This window comes from Spirillospora sp. NPDC000708, from assembly GCF_040299565.1.
Taxonomy (GTDB): domain Bacteria; phylum Actinomycetota; class Actinomycetes; order Streptosporangiales; family Streptosporangiaceae; genus Spirillospora.
In genome coordinates this window covers 83,956-99,617 of the sequence record NZ_JBEPCJ010000020.1, presented here as the reverse complement: position 1 = coordinate 99,617, position 15,662 = coordinate 83,956, and the positions used below count along the sequence as shown (strand labels likewise).

Here is a 15,662-nt window from a genome sequence, read left to right as displayed (position 1 = left end):
GTGCGCGACCTCTTGAGCCTGCCGAAAGCCCACCTGCACGTCCACCTGGAGAGCACCGTCCGGTGGGACACGCTCAGAGCCATCGGTGACGCGAACGGGGTCGAGGTGCCTCGCGACGGCGGGACCTTCGGCGGTTTCGCCGCCTTCTTCGCCCAGAACGAGCTGGTGCGCACGTGCCTGCGGCGGCCCGCCGACTTCCGGCGGATCGCCTACGAGTTCTGCGAGGACGAGGCGGCGCAGGGCACCCGCTACGCCGAGGTCTCCTTCACCGCCGCCGCGCACGGCGAGCGGCTCGGCGACCTCGACATGCCGCTCACGGCGGTCCGCGAGGGCTTGGCCGCCGGACGCGAGGCGTTCGGCATCGAGGTCGGGCTGCTCCTGGACCACTCGCGCCGCCGCTCCGTCGAGCGGGCCTGGCACACGCTGGAGCTCGCGCGCCGCCACGAGGGCGTCGTCGCCGTCGGTCTGGCGGGCGACGAGTCGTACCCGGGCGACCCGTTCACCGAGGTGTTCGCGGCGGCCCGCGACGCCGGCCTGCACGTCGTCCACCACGCGGGGGAAGGCGAGGGACCGGCCAGCATCCGGCAGGCGCTCGGCCCCGGGCGCACCGAGCGCCTCGGCCACGGCATCCGCGTCCTGGACGACCCGGACCTGGTCGCCGAGGTCCGCGAACGGAAGATCCCGCTCGAGGTCTGCCCGTCGTCCAACGTCGCCCTGGGCTTCGCGGCGTCCCTCGCCGACCACCCCCTCCCCCGCCTCCGCGACGCGGGGCTGATCGTCACCGTGAACACCGACATCCCCGCCCTGATCGGCGCGCCGCTCGCCACCGAGTACGCCCGCGTCCGCGACGCGTTCGGCTACGACGACGCCGCGCTCGCCGACCTGGCCCGCGCCGGCGTGGACGCCTCCTTCGCCTCCGCGTCCACCAAGGCCCGCCTCAACCGCGAGATCGAGACGTGGCTCGCGGCCACCTGACCCACGCGCCGGCCGGGCCGTCAGGTGGGCGCCGGCCGGGGGGTCACGTGGGCAGCGGGCGGTCGTTGACGATGTGCTTCATCACGAGCGTCGAGTTCAGGCGCTGGACGCCGGGCAGCGCGGAGAGCACGTCGTCCTCCAGTTCCTGGTAGGCGGTCAGGTCGGCGGTGACGATGCGGAGCAGGTAGTCGGGGTCGCCGAACAGCCGCTGCGCCTGGACGACCTCCGGGACCCGCTCGACCGCCGCCTCGAAGCCGAGCAGGGTCTCCCGGTCCTCCTGCCGCATGGTGACGAACACCAGCGCCTGGAACGTCAGCCCCAGGGCGGCGGCGTCCACGACCGCCCGGTATCCGCGGATGGTCCCGTTGCGCTCCAGCTCCCGCAGCCGCCGGTGGCAGGGCGAGACGCTCAGCCCGACCCGCGCCGCCACCTCGGTGATCGTCGCCCGGCCGTCCTCCTGGAGCACCGCAACGATCTTCCGGTCGATGGCGTCCATGCAGAAGATCCTTCCACGCCGGCGGCGTGTTCTGGTGAAACTTGGCAGCACATTTCGGCAGATCAAACATATTCTCCCCTCATCAACCGCCATACGAGGGGATTCCCGCCATGGCCACCGGCTCCGTCCTCGCCTTCTGGTCGGTCGCGTTCCTGCTCATCGCCGTCCCCGGAGCGGACTGGGCCTTCACGATCAGCGCGGGGCTGCGCGGGCGCTCCGTCCTCTCCGCGGTGAGCGGGCTGGTCACCGGGTACGCCGCCGTCACGGTCGTCGTCGCGGCCGGGGTCGGGGCGCTCGTCGCCGGCTCCCCGGACCTCCTCACCGGCCTCACGCTCGTCGGCGGGGCCTATCTCGTGTGGCACGGGACCGCGACCCTCATGCGCCCGGCCGCGCCCGACCCGCAGGGCGCCGGGCCCGAGGGCACCGAATGGCGGATCTTCCTGCGCGGCATCGGCGTCAGCGGCCTCAACCCCAAGGGTCTGCTGATCTTCGTCGCGCTGCTGCCGCAGTTCACGGACCCGGACGGCCGCTGGCCGGTCGCCGGCCAGATCGGCGTCCTGGGCACGACCTACATGGCGACCTGCGCGCTGTTCTACCTGGCCCTCGGCACCGTCGCCCGCGGCGCGCTGAAGGGCCGTCCCGCCGCCGCCCGCTCGATGGGCCGGCTGTCCGGCGCCGCCATGGCGGGCCTCGGCGCCTGGCTGCTCGTCGACCGCCTCTTCTTCTAAACAAACAAGTATGTCTGTTAGAGTGGCGGTCGCCGAGCCGAGGAGGCGACCGATGAGCACCGCGCACTGGCCCGACGGCGTCGATGACATCATCGGCGGCGACCAGGCCGTCATGCTCGCCTCGGTCACGCCGGCCCGCGGCGTGGTGCTCACCCCGGTGACGAACTTCGGGGCACGGGACCGCGACGCCGGCACCGTGACCGTGAACAGCTCGGCCGGGGGCTGGAAGAAGCTGGAGCGGATCAGGCGGGATCCCCGCGTGGCCCTGGCCTTCCACACCCGGCTGCACGGCTACAGCGACCGTCCGGAGTACGTGCTGGTCCAGGGCACCGCGTCGCTCTCGGCCCCGCGCGACGACTATCCCGCGTCCCTGGGCGCGGACTGGGAGCGCTTCGACGGACCGCGCGCCACCGGCCCCTTCTGGGGCCCCTGGCTGCGCCCCTACTACACCCGCGTGGTCATCGACATCGCGGTCGAGCGGCTGATCGTGTGGCCGGACCTCTCCTGCAAGGGGAGCCCGGAGGTCTTCGGACCCCCGCTGCCCGGCCCGCCGCCGCCGCAGAAGGCACCGGGCCTCGGCACCGGTCCGCGCATCGACCACGTCAAGGCGGCGCACCGGCTCGCGAGCCTTCCCGACGCCCTGCTCGGGTGGACCGGCGCCGACGGCTTCCCCATGGTGATCCCCGTCGGCTTCAGCGGCCAGGACGCCGAGGGGATACTGCTCCACGTCCCGCTCGGAGTCCTCCCCGACGGGGGACGCCGCGCCGGCCTGACCGCCCATTCCTTCAGCAAGTACGTGCAGGGGCAGCACCAGCGCGTCCACACGGGCTGGCTGGACAGCGGCCCGCAGGTCCGCTACGCCCCGCACACCGAACTCGCCTACCGGACGCCGCCGTCCAAGCTCCTCTACCGGCTCGGGATAGGGGTGGCCATGCGCGTCGCCCTGCGCCGCGCCCGCAGCGCGGGCTACGACATCGTGCGGTGACCCGGCGGCCGGTGACCCCGCAGCCGCCCCGGCGCCCCTGAGCGGCGTTCAGCGGACGACGGTGTGCACGTGCCCGGCGCGGATCTCGCGGAGGAACGGGTCGGCGTCGTCCGCCCACTCGGCGGGCGTGCGGACGACCGGGTGGACGGGGAGGCCGAGCCGGGCGGCCGCCTCCTGGGCCGCGTCGAAAGCCGTCTCGCGCCCGAGCTCGCCGACCAGCAGTACTTCGACGTCGCCGGGCTGTTCGCCCGGCACGCCCGCGTAGCGGGCCGCCCAGGGGCCGAACAGGTGCGCCTCGCGGACGGCCGGGAGCCGGCCGAACTCCTCCGCGACCACGGCCGCGGGGCCGAACGTCAGCATGACCAGGCGGGCGAGCGGCTCGTACAGCGGGCTCCCCTCGTCGCGGGACACCAGCCGCCCGGCGAGCGTGCGGCGCAGGGCGAGGACGCCGGCCCGCGACAGCCGCTCCACCTCCCGCATCACCGAGCCGAGGTCGGTGCGGAGCATCACCGCGAGATCGAGCATCGACGCCTCGCGCCGGGGCCCGAGCAGGAGCCGGCCGAGCAGTTCCCCCTGCAACCGTGATCTGAAGATCGGCAACTGCGGCGGGGCGGGCGCGCGCAGGTCGCGCTGGAACGCCGCGTCCAGCGAGCGGCCGCGAGGCCGCCCGAACTCCGCCGCCGAACCCACCACATTCGATCGCATGTTCGAATACTAGGAGCGGCCTCCGACAACCCAGGGCTCACAGCTCCGTGGGGGATTCGGGCTCCCGGAGGAACAGGCAGAACGGGTGGCCGACCGGGTCGAGGAAGACGCGGACGTCATCGTCCGGCTGGAAATCGGCGAGGACGGCGCCCGCCTCCTCTGCGTGCCGGGACGCCGCCTCCAGGTCGTCCACCTCGACGTCCAGATGGATCTGGATCTGCTGCGCGCCCTCGGCGGCCGGCCACGTGGGCGCGACGTGGATCGGCTCCCGCTGGAACGACAGCCCCGTTCCCCCGCCCGGAGGGCGCATCTTCACCCAGTCCGGCTCGTTCTGCACCACCGTCCAGCCGAGGAGGCGGCGGTAGAACGCGGCCAGGGCGTGCGGATCGGGAGCGTCGAGGACGGGGGCGGACAGGGTCATGCGCGGCGGGCGGCTCACGTCGGCTCCAGCGGCGTCGGAGGATCGGTCGGAGCGATCTTCCCCGCGGACGTCCCGGGCATGCGGTCGTCCCCGACATGTGGAAGGGCCCGACATGTGGAAGGGCCCGACATGCGGAAGGGCCGGACATGCGGAAGGGCCCGCACCGACCAGGTCGGTGCGGGCCCTGCCGAGGGCTGAGGTGATCAGTCCTTGTTGAAGTTGACCGCGCCCTCGATGGGCGGGGCGTCGGGGACCGTGGCGGACGGCTTCGGCACGCCCCGGAAGGTGAACTTGGCGTTCTCCGCCGTGTCCTTGTCCTCCGGGTTGAAGCCCTCGGTGCCGACGATCACGATCTGGCCCGGCTTGAGCTCGTTGTACAGGATCTTCTCGGACAGGTTGTCCTCGATCTCCCGCTGGATCGTGCGGCGCAGCGGCCGGGCGCCGAGGACCGGGTCGTAGCCCCGGATGGCCAGCAGGTCCTTGGCCTCCTGGCGCAGCTCGATGCCCATGTCGCGGTCCTTCAGCCGCTCGTCCACCCGGGCGATCATCAGATCGACGATCTGGATGATCTCCTTCGGGGTGAGCTGGTGGAAGACCACCGTGTCGTCGACGCGGTTGAGGAACTCGGGACGGAAGTGCTGCTTGAGCTCCTCCGACACCTTGGCCTTCATCCGGTCGTACGAGCCCTGCTCGTCGTTCTGCCGGGCGAACCCCATGGAGACGCCCTTGGAGATGTCCTTGGACCCCAGGTTCGTCGTCATGATGATGACGGTGTTCTTGAAGTCCACGACGCGGCCCTGCGCGTCGGTGAGGCGGCCGTCCTCCAGGATCTGCAGCAGCGAGTTGAAGATGTCCTGGTGGGCCTTCTCGATCTCGTCGAACAGGACGACCGAGAACGGCTTGCGGCGCACCTTCTCCGTCAGCTGGCCGCCCTCCTCGTACCCGACGTAGCCGGGCGGGGAGCCGAACAGCCGCGAGACCGTGTGCTTCTCCATGAACTCGGACATGTCGAGCTGGATCAGCGCGTCCTCGTCGCCGAACAGGAACTCCGCGAGCGTCTTGGACAGCTCGGTCTTACCGACGCCGGACGGGCCGGCGAAGATGAACGAGCCGCCGGGACGCTTCGGGTCCTTCAGGCCGGCGCGGGTGCGGCGGATCGACTGCGAGAGCGCCTTGATGGCGTCCTCCTGGCCGATGACGCGCTTGTGGAGCTCGTCCTCCATGCGCAGCAGCCGGGTGGACTCCTCCTCGGTCAGCTTGAAGACCGGGATGCCGGTGGCGGTGGCGAGGACCTCGGCGATCAGCTCGTCGGTGACCTCGGCGACGACGTCCATGTCGCCGGCCTTCCACTCCTTCTCCCGCTGCGCCTTCTGGCCGAGCAGCTGCTTCTCGGAGTCGCGCAGCGCGGCGGCCTTCTCGAAGTCCTGCGCGTCGATCGCGGACTCCTTCTCGCGCCGCACGTCGGCGATCTTCTCGTCGTACTCGCGCAGGTCCGGCGGCGCGGTCATCCGGCGGATGCGCATCCGCGAACCGGCCTCGTCGATGAGGTCGATCGCCTTGTCCGGCAGGAACCGGTCGCTGATGTAGCGGTCGGCGAGCTGCGCGGCCGCGACCAGCGCGCTGTCGGTGATCGACACGCGGTGGTGCGCCTCGTAGCGGTCCCGCAGGCCCTTGAGGATCTCGATCGTGTGCGACAGCGACGGCTCGGCGACCTGGATCGGCTGGAAGCGGCGCTCCAGCGCGGCGTCCTTCTCCAGGTGCTTGCGGTACTCGTCGAGCGTGGTGGCGCCGATGGTCTGCAGCTCGCCGCGGGCCAGCATCGGCTTGAGGATGCTGGCGGCGTCGATCGCACCCTCGGCGGCGCCCGCGCCGACGAGCGTGTGCAGCTCGTCGATGAACAGGATGATGTCGCCGCGGGTGCGGATCTCCTTGAGCACCTTCTTCAGGCGCTCTTCGAAGTCGCCGCGGTACCGGGAGCCGGCGACCAGCGCGCCCAGGTCGAGGGTGTAGAGCTGCTTGTCCTTCAGCGTCTCCGGGACCTCGCCCTTGACGATCTTCTGCGCCAGGCCCTCGACGACGGCGGTCTTACCGACGCCGGGCTCGCCCACGAGGACCGGGTTGTTCTTGGTGCGGCGGGACAGCACCTGCATGACCCGCTCGATCTCCTTGTCCCGGCCGATGACCGGGTCCAGCTTGCCCTCGCGCGCGGCCTGCGTCAGGTTGCGGCCGAACTGGTCGAGCACAAGGGAGGTGGACGGCGCGGACTCCGAGGGGCCGCCGGAGGCGGCCGGCTCCTTGCCCTGGTAGCCGTGCAGCAACTGGATGACCTGCTGGCGCACCCGGTTGAGGTCGGCGCCGAGCTTGACCAGCACCTGGGCGGCGACGCCCTCACCCTCCCGGATCAGGCCGAGCAGGATGTGCTCCGTGCCGATGTAGTTGTGGCCGAGCTGCAGCGCCTCGCGCAGTGACAGCTCAAGGACCTTCTTGGCGCGCGGAGTGAACGGGATGTGGCCCGACGGCGCCTGCTGGCCCTGGCCGATGATCTCCTCGACCTGCTGGCGAACCGCCTCCAGGCTGATCCCCAGGCTCTCCAAGGCCTTGGCAGCGACGCCCTCACCCTCGTGGATCAGACCCAGGAGGATGTGCTCGGTGCCGATGTAGTTGTGGTTGAGCATCCTGGCCTCTTCTTGGGCCAAGACGACAACCCGCCGCGCGCGGTCGGTGAACCTCTCGAACATCTCGTCGCTCCTCACAGAGCGGTTGGGCAGAGTCCGGAACGTCCGGAACTGTCCTTCCGCATGCTAGCCCGCCCCGAGGAGGCCGCCCGGTGCACTCCCACCAGGAGACGTTCCCCAGCTAAGCGCTGTTCAGTCTCATCCAACTACCGCATCGGTGCGTCATGTTCCCGCTACGCCCCAAGCGAACGGGGGCTTTCCGCAGGTCGTTCGGGGTCGCGTCCGAGGATCGCCGAATGGGGGCGAAGTCCCGGTGTACCTCGCCCGGGCGGACGGGAAACCGGGCGGGCGCTACGCCACAAGCGAACGGCCCGTCTCATGGAGGGAGACGGGCCGCCGGCGCGGGGGTGGCGGGTCAGTTCGCCGCCTCGTACTGCTCGATCACGGTGGCCGGGATCCTGCCGCGCTCGTTGACCTTGATGCCATTGTTCTTGGCCCAGGCGCGGATCTCGGCACTGCGCTCGCGGCTGGACGCGCCGCGCGGGCGGCGCCGCTTGTTGACCGTGCCGGCCTTGCGCGACTTCTCCACGAACGGCAGCAGAGAATCCCGCAGCTTCTTAGCGTTGGCGCCACTGAGGTCGATCTCGTAGGAGGCGCCGTCGATCGAGAACGCTACGGTCTCGTCCGCCTCGCCACCGTCGAGGTCGTCGACGAGAAGCACCTGAACCTTCTGTGCCATGGGGACAGACCTTTCGGCTGGAGCAAACTATGCATTCGGTTGACAAAGATATACCGGGAAGTCTGCGGATGACAATTCAAGTCGAGGATGAACATCCCTTGGCGGCCGGTAACGGCATGACCACCGGTGCGCGGAGGGCGGCGCGGGCCGGGCGGATGGGGCGCCGTTCAATTACCGGGGACGGACAGGGCCGCGGATTTCGGGGTGACCGGCGTCACGGCGCACGGCGCTGACCTGGGCCGGCGAAGGCGCATTGGACCAGGTATCGGGGCGCCGAGGCATTCCGTCGGGGGGACCTCGACTGGAAAAGGTTCCACCGGGACCTTAACAGGGTGGGCACACCCGCACCGCTTGCCGACGATTAGCCCTGCCGTAACGGCACTAACCGGGGCACGCGCCCGGAATACCCGGCAGACCGGCCCGGAGCCCGCCCGACCGGGACCACAGCGCCGCTACCGGCGGATGTCGAGGGATTACGGGTCGCGATGCCGGGACGAAAATCTGTTGCCTTCCGGCGCTCGGGAACTGGCGGCGGGATGGCGGAGCGTCACCCCGCCGATACCAGTCCATCCCGAAATCGGGGGATAAGCGGCAGATTCCGCCTCGGTGCCCGGTCGACGCGAGACGGCGTCCCATCCCGACTAAGTGCGGCGGGGCCAATGAACGCCGACTCCGTGCGCACCGGGAAGCAACTCCAAACCGGAGGGACCTTCCGGCACGAGACACATCCTCCGGGAATCCCGCCCGTAACCTGAACACGCCGGGAACGAGCTGGCATTGCCCGGCGAAGTCCGGTGTCCGAAACGGCGCGAGGATCTCCCCAAAGCCCTGCGGCCCGCAGGGCCGGGGGCAAAGCCGCGCGGCGCCCCGCACGGGCGCTCGACGTGATCAGCGCGTGCCGGGGGCGGACGCGCCCGGGACGGCGCGCCGCCAACTCCGAGAGTGCCGCAAACGCCGGTGAATCAGGGCGTGCGGCGTTTTACGACCAGGGTGCCGGCGAGCCTGTCATGGACGGCCCTGCGGTGCGTCCCCTCGTATATGAACCCGGCGTTCGCCACCCAGAACAGGCTCGCCAGAAGGCCGAGAATGTGGACGGGCCGCAGCGCGATCGGCACGGAGTACACGGCGGCCCGCAACACGGCCCGCAGGACGCTCGGACGGCCGTATCCGCCCTCAGGCGCACCGGCGAAGGTTTCAGGGGCCGCGGCCCGCTCCGCGCCCGTGAGGGCGCCCTCAGGGACGGACGGATCCGGGACGACCTGGATCCCCGCGAAGCGCTTGCCGAGGGTCTGCCCCCACAGGGCGAGCTGCACGGCCTCGTACAGCAGCATGCAGCCCGCCACGGCGGGCGGTGCGACGACGTCCAGCTGGTGGCCGGACACGAACTCCTTCACGACGATGATGACGGGCAGGCCGACCACGAGGGTGTCGACGATGCGCGCCAGCAGGCGCTGCCCGGGTTCGGCGAGCGCCGGCCCCTCCCCCGCGGCGCCCTCCACGGGGTCATCGACAGGATCAGCGGCGAGGTCATCGGCGGGATCAGCGGCGGGGTGGCCGTACAGCGCAGGTTCGCCGTCCGGGAGGGCGCTCCCGGTCCCGGACGGCTCATCCGACCCCTGCGCGGGCGTTCGGGGAGTCGCCATCGCGGACCTACTCCGCGTACTCGGCGTACTCGCCGTATCCCGCGCGCTCGTCGATGACGAGGGTGCCGGCGACGCGGTCGTGCAGGGCCTGGTGGAGGGGCTGGTCCCAGATGGCCCACAGGTACGCCATGAGCGCGCCCGCCCAGACCAGCAGCATCCCGTAGGCGAAGTACTGCCACACCATCACGGCGAGGACAAGGAAGAAGAAGACGCCGAGCTGGTACCCCACGTGGGTGATGGCGGCCCGCCACACGGCCTGCGTCGTCGTCAGCTGGTTCCCGGCCGGACGGGCCTGGACGACGCCGATGCCCAAGAAGCGCTTGCCGAACGTCCGGCCCCACATGGACAGCTGTACGGCCTCGTAGATGAACGGCAGGACGGACAGGACTGCGAACAGCGTGAAGATGATCGGCCAGTTCCAGATGCCGCCGTCGTCCTCCGTCTTGCTCCCGGGCTTCCCCAGCCCGAACGCGCCGACCGTGATGGGGAGGACGAGCGCGAAGCCGAAGGCCGCCACGAGCGTGTTGTCGATGAGGCGGGCCCCCGCGCGCCGCAGGATCGGCGCCAGCGGCATGTCGCCGCCCGAGGAACCGCCGTACTGGTCGTAGGACGGCTCATAGGACTCGTACGAGGGCTGCCCCCACTGGTCCTGCTGGGGTTCCTGCCACTGCTGTTGCGATGGCTGCTGCTGTTGCCATTGCTGTTGCTGCTGCCACTGCTGCTGTTGGGGCTGTTGCGGCTGCTGTGACTGCCACTGCTGTGCGGGCGGCTGAGCCTGGCCTTGCCGCTCGGGCTGCTGCCATTGCGGGGGACCCTGGTAGGGGGGCGGCGGGCCGTACGAGCCCGGCCCCTGCGACGACCCGTAGGGCCGGCCGCGGTTGGGGGAATCGCTCATGTGGGGTCAGTCCTCCAGGCGAAGCAACATCCGTGTGTTGCCCAACGTATTGGGCTTGACCCTGTCGAGGTCCAAGAACTCTGCCACGCCTTCGTCGTAGGAGCGGAGGAGTTCCTCGTACACCTCGGGCGCCACCGGAGTACCCAGGATCTGCTGAAAGCCGTGCCGTGCGAAGAACTCCACTTCGAAGGTAAGACAGAAAACCCGCCGGACGCCGAGTTCCCGTGCCGTCTCCAGGAGCTTGGAGACGATGCGGTGCCCGAGCCCGCGGCCGCCGTACCCCTTGTCCACCGCGACCGAGCGGACCTCCGCCAGGTCCTCCCACATCACGTGCAGCGCCCCGCAGGCGACGATGGGCCCGGACTCCCCCGGCCCGGCGCCCTGGACGTCCTCGGCGACCCAGAACTCCTGGACGTCCTCATAGAGCTTCACCGTCGATTTCTTGAGCAGGCGACGGCCCGATCCCGCGTACAGATCGACCAGCCTGCGAATCCCCTGAACGTCGGCGGTGCGCGCACGCCTGATGACGACTTCCACAAACAGGCGAGATTACCGAACTCGCCGCCCGTCCCCGGCCACCGGCGGCCACCCGGCACCGGTCCGGCGCTGCTCCGGGACGTGGCCGAGGGGCGCTCCAGGTCTGGCCGAGCGGGCTCCGGGTCTGGCCGGGGGTGGCCCCGGGCTTGACAGGTGCCGGCCCGCGGGCGCCACGGCGGGCCGGAGCGGTGCCGTCCGCAACCGCCGCTTACCCCCCGTACCGTCCGCCACGACCTGCGAATTCGCATGTTCTGGTTGGCATCCAATGGCGCTTCCGTTAGTGTCCCGCTCTGACGTCGGCCTTCCGCGAGGCGGAGGCCGGACCGCCGAGTCCACGGGCCGCAACCAGCGCCCCGAGGAGCCGGGGACCCACTTTCGGAGCGTTCGGGGGAGCACCCTGAGCCGATGCCGTCTGGGGTGAATCCGCAGCCGCGTGGAGGGATGCGCGCGCGCCCAGCGGACGGGCTGCTCCGGCCCGAACCCGTCAGCTAACTCGGTAGGCGGACGAGGAGAGGAGATTTGGTGCGGACGGCTCGTTTCCGTGTCCGGGCGCTCACGATCGCCGGCGCGCTCGTCGCCCTTTCCATCACGCCCCACGTGGTGGTCCCGCATTCGCTCTCGATGGCGCACGCCGACCCCGACCCGTCGGCCAAGGAGCTCAAGGACCAGGCGTTCAAGCTGGCGGACCAGCTGGAGAAGCTCACCGAGCAGTACAACGGCCTGAAGGTGAAGCTGGAGCAGTCGCAGCAGGCGGCCAAGGTCGCCGCCGGCAACGCCGAGCGCCAGCAGAAGTCCCTGGAGGGCCTGCGCGAGAAGGTCGGCAGCCTGGCCGCCACGAGCTACATGCAGGGCGGCACCGACCCCACGGTCTCGTTCATCTCCGCCCAGGACCCGCAGGTCGTCCTCGACCGCGCCGCCACCCTCAATTACTTCGCCACCCAGGACAGCACGCAGGTCCTCGGCCTCATGCAGGCGATGCAGTCCGCCCAGCGCGCGCGCAAGTCCGCCGAGGAGCGCGCCCAGCAGGTCACGCAGCTGAAGGCGCAGCTCACCGCGCAGAAGAAGAAGGTCACCACCGCCTACGAGAAGGTCCGCGGCAAGGCCGTCAAGAAGGACCCGTCCCTGCTGGCGAAGCTGCCCGTCATCGGCGAGGGCAAGGCCGCGGAGGCGCTCCGGTACGCGATGAGCAAGCTCGGCAGCCCCTATGTCTGGGGCGCCGCGGGGCCGACCACGTTCGACTGCTCGGGGCTGACGATGTGGGCCTACAAGCAGGTCGGCATCAACCTGCCGCACTACACCGGCAGCCAGTGGAACGCCGGGACCCACGTCTCGGAGAGCCAGATGCAGCCGGGCGACCTGATCTTCTTCTACTCCGACCTGCACCACATGGGGATGTACGTGGGCGGCGGCAAGATGATCCACGCCCCGCACACCGGCGACGTCGTCCGCATCGCGTCCCTGGCCGGTCGGCCGATCGCCGGCGTGGTCCGCGTCGCCTGAGCGCTCGGCAGACGCCCGCACGACAGACGCCCCTAGAGACGCGTCGGCAGCAGAGCCGATGGCCGCAGAACACACGGCAGCGGCGGGTGCCGGCTGGAGAGCCGGCACCAGACAGCCCGGTGCAAGGTGATGTGAACTGCGTCCGCGGCGGCGCTGCGCTCTTGCAGGGACCTACCTGCCGGGCGTAGGGCGCCGCCGCTGCGGGGTCGGACGAGTTCGTATCGCTGGACTTGCTTCCGGTCGGGCTGGTTTCCGGGTGATGACGCCCGCCGTCCCCTGACGGGCGTCGTCGGGTCGCGCTAGATGAGCTGCCTTCTGGCCGCCCACACCACGGCCTCGATAGGGGTGTTGACCTCCAGCCGGTCGCAGATGTTCCGCAACCTGCGGCGCAAGGTCCGTGCGCTCAGTTCCAGCTTGCGCGCCGCCACATCAGCGGTGACACCGCTGGCGATCTGGGCGAGCAACCTGATCTCCTCGTCGCTCAGCCCGAAATCGAGTGTGGCTGTTTCCACTCCGTCCTCCCTCGTCCGTGGTTGATGACCGCGGGGATGCAGCCGTCCGCTGCACAGGCACGGGTTGGGCCCTCGAACTGCATGCGTTGGGTTGCCGGGTCCGGAGCCTTCCGGACTCAGATCATCGGGTCGGGTTCCTTTTCCGTCTCGCGAGCTTGGCCGGAGGTGGCCGATGGGCCGATTGCGGGGTCGTGCGGGGGAACTCCGGGTGACGATTCACTCGTTGGCCACGTGTCAGGGTCGGGTCTGGGTCGTCGGTTCCGAACCCGCTCCCTCCTCGTTGGACTCACCGGATCTCGCCGCGGACGAAGATCGTGAATCGTTTCAAGCTACGCTTCGGCTCGGAACGCTAGGCGGCCGGATCCGGCCCGTCAAGCGCTGATTACGTGCTGTCTGTGCCCGAATGGTCGCAATACGTGACCGGGTTTTCGGGGATTGACAGGGGAAAGCCCAGCTACCTGGGAAAACACCACCGGGGCGGACGAGGAGCGACGTGCCACAGACCAGTATTCGCGAGGTCGCGCGGCGTGCCGGGGTCTCGGTTGGGACCGTTTCGAATGTCCTAAACCGGCCAGATCTCGTGGCCGAAGCAACCCGTAACCGGGTGCGCGAGGCGATCGAGGAGCTCGGATTCGTCCGCAACGAGTCCGCGCGGCGGCTCCGGACGGGCCCCGACCGCACCGCCGGCGAGTTCGGCGACGAGCCGCGCCGCGCGTTCGGCGTCGTCGTGGAGGACCTCACCAACCCGTACGCGGCCGACGTCGTGCGCGGCGCCGAGGAGGCGCTGAACGCGTCGGGCCACGACGCCCTCTGGCTGTCGAGCGACCACTCCGCCGCGAAGGAGGCGCGCTCGCTGGAACTGCTGGAGGAGCAGCACGCCGCGGGCGCCCTGATCGTTCCGGTCGGGCTGGGCAAGTCGCGCATCCGGCGGCTGCGCGCCGCGGGGCTGAGCGTCGTGCTGATGGACCGGGACGTCACCGACGCGTGCGCGGTCCACGTCGACCACGTCGCCGGCGGGGAGCTGGCCGCCGCGCACCTGCTCGGCATCGGCCGCGAGCGGATCGTGTTCGTGACGGGCGCTCCGGAACCGCAGCCGTGCGTCGAGCGGCGCGACGGCGCGGCCCGCACGCTCGTCGAGGCGGGCCGCGGGAAGCCGCCCGTGCTCGTCCAGGGCGCGCTGAGCCCCACCGAGGGCCGGCTCGCTGCGCGGCTGCTCCTGGAGATGACGCCGCGGCCGGACGGCGTGTTCTGCGCCAACGACCTGCTGGCCATCGGCCTGATCAACGAGCTGACCCGGCTCGGCGCGCGCGTCCCGGACGACATCGCGGTGGTCGGCTACGACGACATCGAGCTGGCCGCCAGCGCCGCCGTGCCGCTGACCACGGTGAAGCAGCCGCGGCGTGCGCTCGGCTGGGAGGCCGCGGAGCTGGCCATGGCCGAGAACCGGGAGGGCCGGTCGCACCAGCACCGCCAGGTCGTCCTCCGCCCCGAACTGGTGGTGCGCGAGTCCGCCTGACCTCCCGGCGCCGATCACCGCCGCCCGCTCCCCGCCGCTATTGACATGCTGTCTGAGATCCGCGTGACTTGGCCTATGGAGGACACCAGGGAACAGGCCGCGCAGGACGTGGAGGCGGCGGCGATCCTCGGGTTCGACCCGTCGGACCCGGCCTTCCGCGCCGACCCCTACGCGCACTACCGGGGGCTCGCGGCGGGCGGGAGGCTGCAGCGGACCGCGGTCGGCCTGTGGGTCAGCACGTCCTACGAGCTGTGCGAGGCGGCGTTGCGGGACCCGCGGTTCGGGCACCGGCCCGAGAACGGCGGCCTGTGGCGGGACGCGCCGCAGCGGAACCGGTCGTTCCTCACGATGGACCCGCCCGACCACACGCGGCTGCGCAGGCTCGTCAGCAAGGCGTTCACGCCGCGGCTGGTCGAGCGGCTGCGGCCGCGCGTCGAGGCGCTGGTGGACGAGCTGCTGGACGCGGCGTCCGGCGAGGTCGACCTGATCGCCGCGCTGGCGTACCCGCTGCCCGTCATCGTGATCAGCGAGATGCTGGGCGTGCCGCCGCGCGACCGCGACCTGTTCAAGGGCTGGTCGGACGCCCTCGCGCGCGGTCTCGACCCCGACTTCCTGCTGCCCGAGGCGGAGATCGCGCTGCGCGACGAGGCGCGGGCGGAGTTCGCCGCGTACTTCCGCGAGCTGGCCGCCGAGCGCCGCGCGGCCCCGCGCGACGACCTGCTGAGCGCGCTCGTGGGCGTCTCGGACGGCGGCGACGTCCTGTCGGAGGAGGAGCTGCTCGCGACCTGCGTGCTGCTGCTCGTCGCGGGCCACGAGACGACGGTCAACCTGATCGGGAACGGGGCGCTGGCGCTGCTGCGGCATCCGGGGCAACTCGCGCTGTTCCGGGAGCGTCCGGAGAACATCGCGGCGGCCGTGGAGGAGCTGCTCCGCTACGACCCGCCCGTCCAGCTGACGCTGCGGGCCGCGCTGGAGGACGTCGAATTGGGCGGCACGCTGATCGAGCGCGGGCGGCTCGTCCTGCTGCTGACGGGCGCCGCGAACCGGGACCCGTCGGTGTTCGCCGACCCGGACCGCCTCGACCTGCTGCGCTACGCCGAGGGACGGGACGCGCCGCGCCACCTGTCGTTCGGGCACGGGATCCACTTCTGCCTCGGCGCGCCGCTGGCCCGCCTGGAGGGGCAGATCGCGCTGCGGAAGCTGTTCGAACGCGACGTGGCCCTCGCCGCCGACCACGGCGACATCGAGAAGGACGACCTGGTGTACCGCGACAACCTCGTCCTGCGGGGGCTGCGCGACCTGCCGGTCCGGATCGGGTGACCGGCAGGCCGCTCC

The 15,662-nt window shown here is 71.0% G+C and carries 15 protein-coding genes and 1 riboswitch; of the genes, 6 read left to right on the top strand and 9 right to left on the bottom strand.

Translation table 11 applies throughout. The features are described 5' to 3' along the window. Complete coding sequence (gene add, locus ABT299_RS17040; protein WP_500251343.1) at window positions 1-975, top strand: adenosine deaminase; 975 nt, start codon at window positions 1-3, stop codon at window positions 973-975. Between the two features lie 43 nt (window positions 976-1,018). Here the strand turns inward: add and ABT299_RS17035 are convergent, their stop codons facing one another. Beyond that, window positions 1,019-1,471, bottom strand: a complete 453-nt coding sequence (locus ABT299_RS17035; RefSeq protein WP_500251342.1) for an Lrp/AsnC family transcriptional regulator — start codon at window positions 1,469-1,471, stop codon at window positions 1,019-1,021. A 110-nt stretch (window positions 1,472-1,581) separates the two neighbouring features. On the opposite strand from ABT299_RS17035, the gene ABT299_RS17030 reads away from it, so the two are divergent. Both ABT299_RS17030 and ABT299_RS17025 read left to right on the top strand, forming a co-directional pair. Further along, on the top strand, window positions 1,582-2,199 hold the full coding sequence (locus ABT299_RS17030; RefSeq protein ID WP_500251341.1) for a LysE family translocator: 618 nt from the start codon (window positions 1,582-1,584) through the stop codon (window positions 2,197-2,199). A 52-nt stretch (window positions 2,200-2,251) separates the two neighbouring features. Beyond that, window positions 2,252-3,184, top strand: a complete 933-nt coding sequence (locus ABT299_RS17025; protein ID WP_500251340.1) for a pyridoxamine 5'-phosphate oxidase family protein — start codon at window positions 2,252-2,254, stop codon at window positions 3,182-3,184. A gap of 48 nt (window positions 3,185-3,232) precedes the next feature. On the opposite strand, the gene ABT299_RS17020 is transcribed toward ABT299_RS17025, so the two are convergent. From ABT299_RS17020 to ABT299_RS16990, 7 genes are all read right to left on the bottom strand, one after another. Next, window positions 3,233-3,889: an ArsR family transcriptional regulator gene (locus ABT299_RS17020; RefSeq protein ID WP_190859465.1), complete on the bottom strand. Its 657-nt coding sequence runs from the start codon at window positions 3,887-3,889 to the stop codon at window positions 3,233-3,235. Between the two features lie 37 nt (window positions 3,890-3,926). After that, a complete protein-coding gene (locus ABT299_RS17015) occupies window positions 3,927-4,328 on the bottom strand; it encodes a VOC family protein (RefSeq protein ID WP_347256805.1) in 402 nt (133 codons plus the stop codon). A 185-nt stretch (window positions 4,329-4,513) separates the two neighbouring features. Continuing rightward, on the bottom strand, window positions 4,514-7,048 hold the full coding sequence (locus tag ABT299_RS17010) for an ATP-dependent Clp protease ATP-binding subunit (protein WP_190859467.1): 2,535 nt from the start codon (window positions 7,046-7,048) through the stop codon (window positions 4,514-4,516). A 352-nt stretch (window positions 7,049-7,400) separates the two neighbouring features. Continuing rightward, window positions 7,401-7,724, bottom strand: coding sequence for a histone-like nucleoid-structuring protein Lsr2 (locus ABT299_RS17005; protein WP_151543546.1), 324 nt, complete (start codon window positions 7,722-7,724; stop codon window positions 7,401-7,403). 962 nt (window positions 7,725-8,686) lie between these two features. After that, on the bottom strand, window positions 8,687-9,367 hold the full coding sequence (locus tag ABT299_RS17000) for an RDD family protein (RefSeq protein WP_500251339.1): 681 nt from the start codon (window positions 9,365-9,367) through the stop codon (window positions 8,687-8,689). Window positions 9,368-9,374: 7 nt separating this feature from the next. Continuing rightward, window positions 9,375-10,262, bottom strand: coding sequence for an RDD family protein (locus ABT299_RS16995; protein WP_433146720.1), 888 nt, complete (start codon window positions 10,260-10,262; stop codon window positions 9,375-9,377). 6 nt (window positions 10,263-10,268) lie between these two features. Continuing rightward, complete coding sequence (locus ABT299_RS16990; RefSeq protein WP_387031923.1) at window positions 10,269-10,799, bottom strand: amino-acid N-acetyltransferase; 531 nt, start codon at window positions 10,797-10,799, stop codon at window positions 10,269-10,271. Window positions 10,800-11,126: 327 nt separating this feature from the next. Further along, a riboswitch (cyclic di-AMP (ydaO/yuaA leader) is annotated at window positions 11,127-11,318 on the top strand. A gap of 3 nt (window positions 11,319-11,321) precedes the next feature. Here ABT299_RS16990 and ABT299_RS16985 point away from each other — a divergent pair. After that, complete coding sequence (locus ABT299_RS16985; RefSeq protein WP_347256806.1) at window positions 11,322-12,299, top strand: C40 family peptidase; 978 nt, start codon at window positions 11,322-11,324, stop codon at window positions 12,297-12,299. A gap of 299 nt (window positions 12,300-12,598) precedes the next feature. Here the strand turns inward: ABT299_RS16985 and ABT299_RS16980 are convergent, their stop codons facing one another. Further along, entirely contained in the window at window positions 12,599-12,868 is a 270-nt protein-coding gene (locus ABT299_RS16980; RefSeq protein ID WP_372442464.1) for a LuxR C-terminal-related transcriptional regulator, read from the bottom strand. Window positions 12,869-13,304: 436 nt separating this feature from the next. Here ABT299_RS16980 and ABT299_RS16975 point away from each other — a divergent pair, with 436 nt between their 5' ends. Together ABT299_RS16975 and ABT299_RS16970 are read left to right on the top strand one after the other, a co-directional pair. Continuing rightward, window positions 13,305-14,327, top strand: coding sequence for a substrate-binding domain-containing protein (locus ABT299_RS16975; protein WP_190859474.1), 1,023 nt, complete (start codon window positions 13,305-13,307; stop codon window positions 14,325-14,327). Window positions 14,328-14,402: 75 nt separating this feature from the next. Continuing rightward, entirely contained in the window at window positions 14,403-15,647 is a 1,245-nt protein-coding gene (locus ABT299_RS16970; protein ID WP_500251338.1) for a cytochrome P450, read from the top strand. Window positions 15,648-15,662 lie beyond the last annotated feature (15 nt).

Bases quoted from the DNA above. Each gene is read 5' to 3' on its own strand.
- ABT299_RS17035 (WP_500251342.1), bottom strand. From the start codon at position 1,471: ATGGACGCCATCGACCGGAAGATCGTTGCGGTGCTCCAGGAGGACGGC.
- ABT299_RS17020 (WP_190859465.1), bottom strand. From the start codon at position 3,889: ATGCGATCGAATGTGGTGGGTTCGGCGGCGGAGTTCGGGCGGCCTCGC.
- ABT299_RS17030 (WP_500251341.1), top strand. From the start codon at position 1,582: ATGGCCACCGGCTCCGTCCTCGCCTTCTGGTCGGTCGCGTTCCTGCTC.
- ABT299_RS16970 (WP_500251338.1), top strand. From the start codon at position 14,403: ATGGAGGACACCAGGGAACAGGCCGCGCAGGACGTGGAGGCGGCGGCG.
- ABT299_RS17005 (WP_151543546.1), bottom strand. From the start codon at position 7,724: ATGGCACAGAAGGTTCAGGTGCTTCTCGTCGACGACCTCGACGGTGGC.
- ABT299_RS17025 (WP_500251340.1), top strand. From the start codon at position 2,252: ATGAGCACCGCGCACTGGCCCGACGGCGTCGATGACATCATCGGCGGC.
- ABT299_RS17010 (WP_190859467.1), bottom strand. From the start codon at position 7,048: ATGTTCGAGAGGTTCACCGACCGCGCGCGGCGGGTTGTCGTCTTGGCC.
- ABT299_RS16995 (WP_433146720.1), bottom strand. From the start codon at position 10,262: ATGAGCGATTCCCCCAACCGCGGCCGGCCCTACGGGTCGTCGCAGGGG.
- ABT299_RS17000 (WP_500251339.1), bottom strand. From the start codon at position 9,367: ATGGCGACTCCCCGAACGCCCGCGCAGGGGTCGGATGAGCCGTCCGGG.